The 12476-nt window shown below is 69.1% G+C and carries 7 protein-coding genes and 1 tRNA gene; all 8 read right to left on the bottom strand.

What is annotated here, in order from left to right:
- Positions 1-162: 162 nt before the first annotated feature.
- On the bottom strand, positions 163-852 hold the full coding sequence (locus tag ACZ5WK_RS21255) for a response regulator (RefSeq protein WP_396321487.1): 690 nt from the start codon (positions 850-852) through the stop codon (positions 163-165).
- The gene (locus ACZ5WK_RS21260) at positions 849-2036 is read right to left on the bottom strand and encodes a sensor histidine kinase (RefSeq protein ID WP_465548936.1); all 1188 of its coding nucleotides are present in this window, start codon (positions 2034-2036) and stop codon (positions 849-851) included. The genes ACZ5WK_RS21255 and ACZ5WK_RS21260 overlap by 4 nt, the downstream gene beginning before the upstream one ends.
- Positions 2037-2118: 82 nt before the next feature.
- Positions 2119-2790 carry a DUF4097 family beta strand repeat-containing protein gene (locus ACZ5WK_RS21265; protein ID WP_465548938.1) on the bottom strand — a complete coding sequence of 224 codons (672 nt, stop codon included), beginning with the start codon at positions 2788-2790 and terminating at the stop codon, positions 2119-2121.
- A gap of 198 nt (positions 2791-2988) precedes the next feature.
- Positions 2989-3062 (bottom strand) — tRNA-Met (locus ACZ5WK_RS21270).
- 144 nt (positions 3063-3206) lie between these two features.
- Positions 3207-7097, bottom strand: a complete 3891-nt coding sequence (locus ACZ5WK_RS21275) for a DNA-directed RNA polymerase subunit beta' (protein WP_465548940.1) — start codon at positions 7095-7097, stop codon at positions 3207-3209.
- Between the two features lie 103 nt (positions 7098-7200).
- Entirely contained in the window at positions 7201-10677 is a 3477-nt protein-coding gene (rpoB, locus tag ACZ5WK_RS21280; RefSeq protein WP_396321491.1) for a DNA-directed RNA polymerase subunit beta, read from the bottom strand.
- Positions 10678-11414: 737 nt separating this feature from the next.
- Positions 11415-11798: a 50S ribosomal protein L7/L12 gene (rplL, locus tag ACZ5WK_RS21285; protein ID WP_380608299.1), complete on the bottom strand. Its 384-nt coding sequence runs from the start codon at positions 11796-11798 to the stop codon at positions 11415-11417.
- A gap of 90 nt (positions 11799-11888) precedes the next feature.
- Positions 11889-12452, bottom strand: a complete 564-nt coding sequence (gene rplJ / locus ACZ5WK_RS21290) for a 50S ribosomal protein L10 (protein ID WP_148644361.1) — start codon at positions 12450-12452, stop codon at positions 11889-11891.
- Between the last annotated feature and the right edge of the window lie 24 nt (positions 12453-12476).

Consider the following 12476-nt stretch of genomic DNA (forward strand, 5'->3'; position numbering starts at 1 on the left):
CCAGATGCTGTCCGCCGGACCGCTCGTCGCGGATCGCCCGCACCGGCGAACCCGCCGCCTCCCCCGCGCGGGGGAGTCCCGACAGGAGTCCCCCGCCGAAGGCCCCGGACGGCCCCTGGAGAGCCCGGGCGGGCCCCGCAGGAGCCCCGGGGGCCCGGGGTGTCAGCCCTCCCCCGCGACGACCGCCCCCGCCTCGTACGCGAACACCACCGCGTGCACCCGGTCCCGCAGCCCCAGCTTGCTCAGCACATTGCTGACGTGGGTCTTCACGGTGTGCTCGCTCACCACCAGCTCGGCCGCGATCTCCGCGTTGGAGAGCCCGCGCGCCAGCAGCCGCAACGTCTCCTGCTCGCGCACGGTCAGCTGCTCCAGCAGCCGGGACGGCGCCCGCACGCCCTGCGCGGACTGCGTCGCCCCGCCCGGCCGGCGGGCGGCGAACTCCCCGATCAGCCGCTTCGTCACCGACGGCGCCAGCAGCGCCTCGCCGGAGGCCACCATCCGCACCCCGTGCGCCAGGTCGTCCCGCCGGACGTCCTTCAGCAGGAACCCGCTGGCCCCCGCGTACAGCGCGTCGAAGACGTAGTCGTCGATGTCGAAGGTGGTCAGCATGATCACCTTGGTGGCCGGGTACTCCGCGCAGACCCGGCGGGCCGCCTCCAGGCCGTCCATCACCGGCATCCGGACGTCCAGCAGCAGCACGTCCGGGCCGTGCTCGCGCACCGCCGCGATCGCCTCCACGCCGTCGCAGGCCTCCGCGACCACCTCAATGTCCGGCTGCGCGTCCAGGATCATCCCGAACCCGGCCCGCACCAGCTCCTGGTCGTCCGCGACGACCACCCGTATCGGCGTCATCCGCCCACCCTCTCCGCCAGGCCCGCTGCACCCAACGGCAGCCGTGCGCTCACCAGGAAACCCCTGCCCTCCGGTCCGGGCCCGGCCTCGGCACGCCCGCCGCAGGCCGCCGCCCGCTCCCGGATGCCGACCAGCCCCCGTCCGCCGGACCAGTCGCTCACCGTACGGTCGGCGCGCGGCCGCACCCCGTGCCCGTCGTCGGACACCACGACCTCCAGCTCCTCCCCCGCCCGGACCACCCGGACCGAGGCCGCGGCGGCACCGGAGTGCTTCACCGTGTTGGTCAGCGCCTCCTGGACGATCCGGTAGGCGGCCGCCTCCACGTCGGCCGGCAGCGGCCGGTCGGACGCGCCCAGCTCAAGCTCCACCCGCAGGCCGGCCCCGCGCACCCGCTCGGCCAGCGCGGCCAGCTCGGCCAGGCGCGGCTGCGGCGCCAGCTCCGGCGCCGCGCCCTCCTCCTTCAGCACGCCGAGCACCCGCCGCAGCTGCACCATCGCGTCACGTCCCGAGTCGGCGATGGTGTCGAACGCCTTGATCGCCCGCTCCGGACTGCTGTGCACCACCAGCGGCCCCGCCTCCGCCTGGATCACCATCAGCGAGACGGCGTGCGCCAGGATGTCGTGCATCTCCCGGGCTATCCGGGCCCGCTCCTCCGCCACCGCCCGCGCCGCGTCACTGGCCGCCCGCTGCCCGGCCTCCCGGGCCCGCTCCGCCTCCACCAGCGCGAGCCGGCGCAGCTCGCGCACCAGCGAGCCGAGGACGAAGGTGCCGACGGTCAGCAGCAGGCTGAAGAACGCCCCGTTCACCGAGTGGGTGCCCAGGATGTTGGAGACGACCAGGACCACCAGCAGCAGCCCGCGCTGCCAGTCCCGGGCCCGGTCCGCCACCGTGTAGATGGTGAGCACCGCGTACACCGGGATCTGCGGCATCACCGAATGGGCGACCACCGACACCGGGACGGACGCCAGCCCGCTGAGTGCGGCCACCAGCAGCGGCGCCCGCCGGCGCCACGGCAGCGGCAGGGCCGTGCCGAGCGTCATCAGGTAGATCCACCAGGGCCAGGCGACGTCGTCGTTGTAGACCGACCAGACCGACACCCCGAGGGAGAGCAGTGCCAGCGGCACGTCCAGCACGTACGGGTTCACCCCGGCCATCCGGCTCCGCCAGCGCGCGATCAGCCCCATCACCGCTCCTCCCCCGGGTGCGGGGAGGCCGCCCCCGCGGAGACGATCATGCCCCACCGGGAGGACCACCGGCACGCGGCGCTCAGCCATGGGCGACCGTCACGCCCCCGGTCTCCGTCCGCGCCAGGATGCTGTGCTGCGCCCCCGGCTGCCGGGGCACCTCCACGTCGACCCCGCCGGTGCCCGCGCTCGCGTCCACCGCGTAGGCCTCTCCGGCCGGCACCTTCACGCGCACCCCGCCGGTCCCCGCCCGCGCCTCCACCTTGGCCGGCGCCCCGGCGAAGGACGCCTCGATGCCGCCCGTCCCGGTCCGCAGCAGCGCCGTCGGCGAGGTCAGCCCGCTCGCCTCCACCCCGCCGGTGTCGACCGCGGCCTCCACCTCGCCCGCCAGCCCGGCCAGCTTCACCCCACCGGTCTCGGCGGTCACCCGCACCTTGGTCCCGGCCGGAACGTCCACCTCGTAGCCGATCCCGCACTCCTCGCAGTCGTACGTCAGCGTCAGCGTGCCGTCCTTCAGCTCGTGACTGCTCCGCGGAGCCTCGCCGTGGTAGCTCTGGTGCTCGGACACCTTCACCGCGTCCCCGCCGCCGCGCACGGTGACCCCGCCGGTGTGCCCGGCGATCACCAGCTCCCGCACCGGCCCGGACACCCCGTAGGCGACGTCCCGGTGCTGCTCGTCGTCCCAGGCGAAGCACCCCGACATCCCGAGCAGTACCGCCCCGGCGATCGCCGCCGCCCCCAGTACCCGCTTCATTTCCGGCTCCCCTCCGACGTTGTTCCTCCGACACCGAAGAGCCTGCCCCACCACCCCCGGGCTCCGCCTCGCCCACCCGGGCGGTTTCCCGGCCTCCCCCGCACGAGGGAGCCGGGGAGCGCGACGATCCGGGGAACGCGAGGATCCCGGGAACGCCGAAGGGCCCGGAGGCTGAATGCCTCCGGGCCCTTCGATTTGTAGCGGGGACAGGATTTGAACCTGCGACCTCTGGGTTATGAGCCCAGCGAGCTACCGAGCTGCTCCACCCCGCGTCGGTAAACACCACTCTACGCGACCTCGCCCGGGAAACCTAATCGGCTTCGCTTCGACCCGGATCCACGGCGGCGCCGGCCCGGAAACGCCGCCGGGCGGCCACCCCGTGAGGGGTGACCGCCCGGCGGTAGGTGACCGTGAACTCAGCCGGTGTACGGGCCGTAGTCGTAGTCGTCCAGCGGGACGGCCTGGCCGGAGCCGGCGCCGAAGGGCGACAGGTCGTAGTCATCGTAGCCGACGGCCGAGTACATGGCGGCCTTGGCCTCCTCGGTCGGCTCGACCCGGATGTTGCGGTAGCGGGGCAGACCCGTACCGGCCGGGATGAGCTTACCGAGGATGACGTTCTCCTTGAGGCCCAGCAGCGGGTCCGACTTGGCGTGGATCGCCGCGTCGGTGAGGACCCGGGTCGTCTCCTGGAAGGAGGCGGCCGACAGCCAGGACTCGGTGGCCAGCGAGGCCTTGGTGATACCCATCAGCTGCGGACGGCCGGAGGCGGGGTGCCCGCCCTCGGAGACCACGCGACGGTTCTCGGTCTCGAAGCGCCCGCGCTCGACGAGCTCGCCCGGGAGCAGCTCGGCGTCGCCCGACTCGATGATCGTCACGCGGCGGAGCATCTGCCGGATGATGATCTCGATGTGCTTGTCGTGGATCGACACGCCCTGCGAGTTGTAGACCTTCTGGACCTCGGCGACCAGGTGGATCTGGACGGCACGCTGGCCCATGATCCGCAGCACGTCGTGCGGGTTGGTGGCACCCATGGTCAGCTTCTGGCCGACCTCGACCGCCTCGCCCTCGCTGACGAGCAGCTTCACACGCTTCGAGACCGGGTAGGCGATCTCGTCGGTGCCGTCGTCCGGCGTGACGACCAGCTTGCGGGTCTTCTCGGTGTCCTCGATGCGGACCCGGCCCTGCGCCTCCGAGATCGGGGCCACACCCTTGGGGGTACGGGCCTCGAAGAGCTCGACGACACGGGGCAGACCCTGGGTGATGTCGTCACCGGCCACACCACCGGTGTGGAAGGTACGCATGGTCAGCTGGGTACCGGGCTCACCGATGGACTGGGCGGCGATGATGCCGACCGCCTCACCGATGTCGACCAGCTTGCCGGTGGCCAGCGAGCGCCCGTAGCACATGGCGCAGGTGCCGACGGCCGACTCACAGGTCAGGATCGAGCGGGTCTTGACCTCGCCGATGCCGTGGCGGATCAGCTCGTCGATCAGCACGTCACCGAGGTCGGTGTTGGCGGTGGCAAGGAGCTTGCCGTCCACCGTGATGTCCTCGGCGAGCATGCGGGCGTAGACGCTGGTCTCGACGTCGTCCGTCTTGCGCAGGACGCCGTTCTCGACCGTGCCGATCGCCAGCTTGAGGCCGCGCTCGGTGCCGCAGTCCTCCTCGCGGATGATGACGTCCTGCGAGACGTCGACCAGACGACGGGTGAGGTAGCCCGAGTCGGCGGTACGCAGGGCGGTGTCGGCCAGACCCTTACGGGCACCGTGGGTCGAGATGAAGTACTCGAGAACGGTGAGGCCCTCACGGAACGACGCCTTGATGGGACGGGGAATCGTCTCGTTCTTGGCGTTGGACACCAGACCACGCATACCGGCGATCTGGCGCATCTGCATCATGTTTCCACGAGCACCCGAGTCGACCATCATGAAGATGGGGTTCGTCTTCGGGAAGTTCGCGTTCATGGCCTCGGCGACCTCGTTGGTCGCCTGGGTCCAGATGCCGATGAGCTCCTGCTTGCGCTCGTCGTTGGTGATCAGGCCGCGCTCGTACTGACGCTGGACCTTCTCCGCCTTCGCCTCGTAGCCCTCGAGGATCTGGGGCTTGGTCGGCGGGACGACGACGTCGGAGATCGAGACGGTGACACCCGAGCGGGTGGCCCAGTGGAAGCCGGCCGCCTTCAGGTTGTCCAGGGTCGCCGCGACGACGACCTTGGGGTAGCGCTCCGCCAGGTCGTTGACGATCGCGGAGAGCTGCTTCTTGCCCACCTCGTAGTCGACGAACGGGTAGTCCTCGGGCAGCAGCTCGTTGAAGAGCGCGCGGCCCAGGGTGGTCTTCAGGCGGAAGGACTCGCCCTCGAACCAGCTCGACTGACCGTCCTCGTCGACCGGCGGGGTCCAGCCACGGGGCGGGACGGTGCCGATCGGCAGGCGGACGTCGATGACCGCCTGGACGTCCAGCTCCTTGGCGTCGAACGCCATGACGGCCTCGGCGGTGGAGGAGAAGGAACGGCCACCGCCCTTCACCTCCTCGCGGTCCGAGGTCAGGAAGAACAGACCGAGCACCATGTCCTGGGTCGGCATGGTGACGGGGCGACCGTCGGCCGGCTTCAGGATGTTGTTCGAGGACAGCATCAGGATGCGGGCCTCGGCCTGCGCCTCCGCGGAGAGCGGCAGGTGGACGGCCATCTGGTCACCGTCGAAGTCCGCGTTGAACGCGGTGCAGACGAGCGGGTGGATCTGGATGGCCTTGCCCTCGACCAGCTGCGGCTCGAAGGCCTGGATGCCGAGGCGGTGCAGGGTGGGTGCACGGTTCAGCAGCACCGGGTGCTCGGCGATGACCTCTTCGAGGACGTCCCACACGACCGGGCGCGCGCGCTCGACCATGCGCTTGGCCGACTTGATGTTCTGCGCGTGGTTCAGGTCGACCAGGCGCTTCATCACGAACGGCTTGAAGAGCTCCAGCGCCATGGCCTTCGGCAGACCACACTGGTGCAGCTTGAGCTGCGGGCCGACGACGATGACCGAACGGGCCGAGTAGTCGACTCGCTTGCCGAGCAGGTTCTGGCGGAAACGACCCTGCTTGCCCTTCAGCATGTCGCTGAGGGACTTCAGCGGACGGTTGCCGGGGCCCGTGACCGGGCGGCCGCGACGACCGTTGTCGAACAGGGCGTCGACGGCCTCCTGGAGCATGCGCTTCTCGTTGTTCACGATGATCTCGGGGGCACCGAGGTCGAGAAGCCGCTTCAGGCGGTTGTTGCGGTTGATGACGCGGCGGTACAGGTCGTTCAGGTCGGAGGTCGCGAAGCGGCCACCGTCCAGCTGCACCATCGGACGCAGGTCCGGCGGGATGACCGGGACGCAGTCCAGCACCATGCCGTTGGGCTTGTTGGTGGTCTGCAGGAACGCCGAGACGACCTTGAGGCGCTTCAGCGCGCGGGTCTTCTTCTGGCCCTTGCCGGTGCGGATGATCTCGCGCAGGCGCTCGGACTCCTCCGCCAGGTCGAAGGTCTCGAGGCGGTCCTTGAGGGCCGCCGCGCCCATCGAGCCGGAGAAGTAGGTGCCGAAGCGGTCGCGCAGCTCGCGGTAGAGCAGCTCGTCGCCCTCGAGGTCCTGGACCTTGAGGTTCTTGAAGCGGGCCCACACCTCGTCGAGACGGTCGAGCTCGCGCTGCGCACGGTCGCGCAGCTGCTTCATCTCGCGCTCGGCACCCTCGCGCACCTTGCGGCGCACGTCGGCCTTGGCGCCCTCGGCCTCCAGCTCGGCCAGGTCGGTCTCGGCCTTCTTGGCGCGGGCCTCGAGGTCGGAGTCGCGGCGGTTCTCGATCTGCTGGCGCTCGACCGAGACGTGCGCCTCCAGGGACGGGAGGTCGCGCTGGCGGCGCTCGTCGTCGACCCAGGTGATCATGTAGGCGGCGAAGTAGATGACCTTCTCGAGGTCCTTCGGCGCCAGGTCGAGCAGGTAGCCCAGGCGGGACGGGACACCCTTGAAGTACCAGATGTGGGTGACCGGGGCGGCCAGCTCGATGTGGCCCATCCGCTCACGGCGCACCTTGGCGCGGGTCACCTCGACGCCGCAGCGCTCACAGATGATGCCCTTGAAGCGGACGCGCTTGTACTTGCCGCAGTAGCACTCCCAGTCCCGGGTCGGACCGAAGATCTTCTCGCAGAAGAGTCCGTCCTTTTCGGGCTTCAGGGTGCGGTAGTTGATGGTCTCCGGCTTCTTGACCTCGCCGTGCGACCACTGGCGGATGTCGTCGGCGGTGGCCAGGCCGATGCGGAGCTCGTCGAAGAAGTTGACGTCAAGCACTGGTCGTCAAGCCCTCTTTCGTAAGTCGAGAGTCGTTCGTGTGGTCTGAGGGGGGCCTGGGGGCGGGCCGGCTCTCAGTGGTTAAGAGCCGGCCCAGCCTCCGTCAGACCTCTTCGACGCTGCTCGGCTCGCGCCGGGACAGGTCGATGCCGAGCTCCTCGGCGGCGCGGAACACGTCCTCGTCGGAGTCCCGCATCTCGATGGACTGGCCGTCCGAGGACAGCACCTCCACGTTGAGGCAGAGCGACTGCATTTCCTTGATGAGGACCTTGAAGGACTCGGGAATGCCGGGCTCGGGGATGTTCTCGCCCTTGACGATGGCCTCGTAGACCTTCACGCGGCCGAGAACGTCGTCGGACTTGATGGTGAGCAGCTCCTGCAGCGCGTAGGCCGCGCCGTACGCCTCAAGGGCCCACACCTCCATCTCACCGAAGCGCTGACCACCGAACTGCGCCTTACCACCGAGCGGCTGCTGGGTGATCATCGAGTACGGGCCGGTCGAACGGGCGTGCAGCTTGTCGTCGACCAGGTGGTGCAGCTTGAGGATGTACATGTAGCCGACCGAGACCGGCATCGGGAACGGCTCGCCGGAGCGGCCGTCGAACAGCCGGGCCTTGCCGGTGGAGTTCACCAGGCGCTCACCGTCACGGGTGAGGGTGGTGTTGTCCAGCAGGCCGGTGATCTCGTCCTCGCGGGCGCCGTCGAAGACCGGGGTGGCGAGGTTGGTGCCGCCCTGGACGGTGTCGGCGCCGATCGCCTGCAGGCGCTGGGCCCACTCGTCGGCGAGGCCGGAGACGTCCCAGCCCTGCTTGGCGAGCCACCCGAGGTGAATCTCCAGGACCTGCCCGGGGTTCATTCGGGACGGGACGCCCAGCGGGTTGAGGATGATGTCGACCGGGGTGCCGTCCTCCAGGAACGGCATGTCCTCGACCGGCAGGATCTTGGAGATGACACCCTTGTTGCCGTGACGGCCGGCGAGCTTGTCGCCATTGGTGATCTTGCGCTTCTGGGCCACGTAGACGCGGACCAGCTGGTTGACGCCCGGGGGCAGCTCGTCGCCCTCTTCGCGGTCGAAGACGCGGACGCCGATGACCTTGCCGGACTCACCGTGCGGCACCTTCAGCGAGGTGTCGCGGACCTCACGGGCCTTCTCGCCGAAGATCGCGCGGAGCAGGCGCTCCTCCGGGGTCAGCTCGGTCTCACCCTTGGGCGTGACCTTGCCGACCAGGATGTCGCCGGTGACGACGTCGGCGCCGATGCGGATGATGCCGCGCTCGTCGAGGTCGGCGAGGACCTCCTCGGAGACGTTCGGGATGTCCCGGGTGATCTCCTCGGGGCCGAGCTTGGTGTCACGGGCGTCGACCTCGTGCTCCTCGATGTGGATCGAGGAGAGGACGTCGTCCTGGACGAGGCGCTGCGACAGGATGATCGCGTCCTCGTAGTTGTGACCCTCCCACGACATGAACGCCACGAGCAGGTTCTTGCCGAGGGCCATCTCGCCCTCGTCGGTGCAGGGACCGTCGGCCAGGACCTGGCCGGCCTCGACCCGGGCGCCCTCGTCCACGAGCACCTTCTGGTTGAAGGCGGTGCCCTGGTTGGAGCGGGTGAACTTGGCGGCGCGGTACGTGGTGTACGTGCCGTCGTCGTTGGCCACGGTGACGTAGTCGGCCGAGACCTCCTGGACGACACCGGCCTTCTCAGCGGTGATGACGTCCGCGGCGTCGACGGCGCAGCGGTACTCCATGCCGGTACCGACCAGCGGAGCCTCGCTCTTCAGCAGCGGCACCGCCTGGCGCATCATGTTCGAGCCCATGAGCGCGCGGTTGGCGTCGTCGTGCTCGAGGAACGGGATCATGGCGGTCGCGACCGACACCATCTGGCGCGGCGAGACGTCCATGTAGTCGATCTCGGTGCCGGGGATGTAGTCGATCTCGCCACCACGGCGGCGGACCAGGACACGCGGCTCCGCGAAGGTCAGCTCCGCCGTCAGCGGGGCGTTGGCCTGCGCGATGACGTAGCGGTCCTCCTCGTCGGCCGTGAGGTAGTCGACCTGCTCGGTGACGACACCCTCGATGACCTTGCGGTACGGGGTCTCGATGAAGCCGAAGGCGTTGACCCGGCCGTACGAGGCCAGCGACCCGATCAGACCGATGTTCGGGCCTTCGGGGGTCTCGATCGGACACATGCGGCCGTAGTGCGAGGGGTGCACGTCACGGACCTCGAAGCCGGCGCGCTCACGGGAGAGACCGCCGGGGCCGAGCGCGGACAGACGACGCTTGTGGGTCAGGCCCGACAGCGGGTTCGTCTGGTCCATGAACTGCGACAGCTGGCTGGTGCCGAAGAACTCCTTGATGGAGGCGACGACCGGCCGGATGTTGATCAGGGTCTGCGGCGTGATCGCCTCGACGTCCTGGGTGGTCATGCGCTCGCGCACGACGCGCTCCATACGAGCCAGACCCGTGCGGACCTGGTTCTGGATGAGCTCGCCGACGTTGCGCAGACGACGGTTGCCGAAGTGGTCGATGTCGTCGACCTCGACCACGATGTCGCGGCCCTCGTCGTCACGCCACTCGGTCTCGCCCGCGTGCAGCTTCACCAGGTACTTGATCGCACCGATGATGTCGGGCTCGGTGAGCACGCCGGAGTCCAGCGACTCGGCGTTGCCCAGCTTGCGGTTGACCTTGTAACGGCCGACCTTCGCGAGGTCGTAGCGCTTCGGGTTGAAGTAGAGGTTCTCCAACAGCGTCTGCGCGGCCTCACGCGTGGGCGGCTCGCCCGGGCGCAGCTTGCGGTAGATGTCCAGCAGCGCGTCGTCCTGGCCCTGGGTGTGGTCCTTCTCCAGGGTGGCGCGCATCGACTCGTACTCGCCGAACTCCTCGAGAATCATCTCGTTGGTCCAGCCGAGCGCCTTGAGCAGCACGGTGACGGACTGCTTGCGCTTGCGGTCGATGCGGACGCCGACCATGTCGCGCTTGTCGATCTCCATCTCCAGCCAGGCACCACGCGAGGGGATGACCTTGCAGGAGTAGATGTCCTTGTCGGACACCTTGTCCAGGGTGGAGTCGAAGTACACACCCGGGGAGCGGACCAGCTGCGAGACGACGACACGCTCGGTGCCGTTGATCACGAACGTGCCCTTGTGGGTCATGAGCGGGAAATCGCCCATGAAGACCGTCTGAGACTTGATCTCACCGGTCTCGTTGTTGGTGAACTCGGCCGTGACGAAGAGCGGAGCCGCGAACGTGAAGTCGCGGTCCTTGCACTCGTCAATGGAGTTCTTCGGCGGCTCGAAACGGTGGTCGCGGAAGGTCAGCGACATCGACCCGCTGAAGTCCTCGATCGGGGAGATCTCTTCGAAGATCTCCTCCAGACCGGACTTCGTGGGGACGTCCTGACCACTCTCCAGGGCCGCCTCGACCCGGGACTTCCAGGCCGCGTTGCCGAGCAGCCAGTCAAAGCTCTCGGTCTGCAGGGCCAGGAGGTTCGGGACCTCGAGGGGCTCCTTGATCTTCGCGAACGAGACGCGGAGCGGGGCGGTGGATGCGGCGGAATTGTTCGAGGCGTTGCGCGGCGCGGCCAAGAGGGGGGTCCTTCCGAGGGCTCGGAGCTCACTACGCGCGTACCGGCCGGGCCTGGAAAGGCTTGGTCCCACCTCCTCGCCACTGGCCTCTGCCGGGAGTGAAACCCGAGGTCAGAGCCGTTTTGCGGAGGCGGTGCCAGACCCCTTCAGGGCAACGCAAACTCCGGGCGACGAGTCACGGAGCAGCTAACAGGCAGCGCAAAGGGACAGTGTAGCCAAACGGCACACTGCTGTCCAGCTCTGATTCGGAAACCGAATCGGAGACTCCTCCCGGTAGCCGGCGGACGCGAACGCCCACCGGGTACTGCACCGGCCCGGACACTCCCGGGCCTCCACGACTCACGTGGAGTCACTTCCCGCCGGAGACGCTGGTTATGCATCCAGCAACAAACCAACCGGGCGGACTCGCGCCTCGAGAATCGCGCGCCGCGCCTGGTTCGTCAAGGGCCCGCCTCCGGCGCGGACCTCGACCCGTCTATCGCTGCGAACCCGCCCGGCGTTACAGAAGCCGTGGTGAGAGCCACTCTCGATGACAGCGATCACCATACCCGTCCGCACCGACACTGCCGAGTGCGCTCTCGGCCACACCGGTGGATCCCCGCCGCCGGGCCCGCCCGGGGCCGGGTACGCGAAAAGGCCGGGCCGACCACCCGCAAGGGTGATCGGCCCGGCCTCAGGCAGCCTCAGCCCCCGGAGGGGCGTGGAGGCACCTCCCGGCCGTCATGGCCGGGGAGGAGTCACTTGACGGTGACCTTGGCGCCAGCGGCCTCGAGGGCAGCCTTGGCCTTCTCGGCAACGTCCTTGGCAACCTTCTCCAGGACCTTGGCACCAGCGGTGTCAACGAGGTCCTTGGCCTCCTTCAGGCCGAGGGAGGTCAGGGTGCGCACCTCCTTGATGACCTGGATCTTCTTGTCGCCGGCACCGTCGAGGATGACGTCGAACTCGTCCTGCTCCTCAGCGGCCTCGGCGGCCGGGCCGGCAACGCCGGCGGCGGCAACGGCAACCGGGGCGGCCGCGGTGACGTCGAACTTCTCCTCGAAGGCCTTCACGAAGGCAGCGAGCTCGATGAGGGTGAGCTCCTCGAACTGCGCGAGCAGCTCGTCCTGGGTCAGCTTCGCCATGATTGGCGTCCTTCCACTAATTCGGCAGGTGGTGCCGTATGTACGGGTTGGCGGGCGTACGGGCCCGCAGCGAGGCGTGAGCCTGCCGAATTACTCGGCGGCCTCGTCCTCGGCGGCGGGAGCCGGCGTACCGGCACCGCCCTGCTCGACCTTGTCGCGCAGCGCGTCCACAGTGCGGACGAGCTTCGACGGCAGGGCCTGGAAGAGCGCAGCAGCCTGGGACTGCTTGGCCTTCAGGGCGCCGGCCAGCTTGGCGAGCAGCACCTCGCGGGACTCGAGGTCCGCGAGCTTCTTGATGTCATCGGCGGACAGCGCCTTGCCGTCAAGGACACCGCCCTTGATGACGAGAGCGGGGTTCTCCTTGGCGAAGTCACGCAGAGCCTTCGCCGACTCCACCGGGTCACCGGTGACGAAGGCGACAGCCGTCGGACCGTTGAACTGGTCGTCGAGCTCCGTGATCCCGGCCTCGTTGGCAGCGATCTTGGTCAGCGTGTTCTTCACCACGGCGTACTGGGCGTTGTCACCCAGCGAGCGACGCAGGGTCTTGACCTGCTTCACCGTCAGACCGCGGTACTCGGTCAGTACGGCCGCGTTCGAGGCGCGGAACTTGTCCGCGATCTCGGCGACGGCAGCAGCCTTGTCGGGCCTAGCCATAGGCTTACGCCTCCTTCCGTGATG

It is taken from the genome of Kitasatospora sp. NPDC032757, from assembly GCF_055579305.1.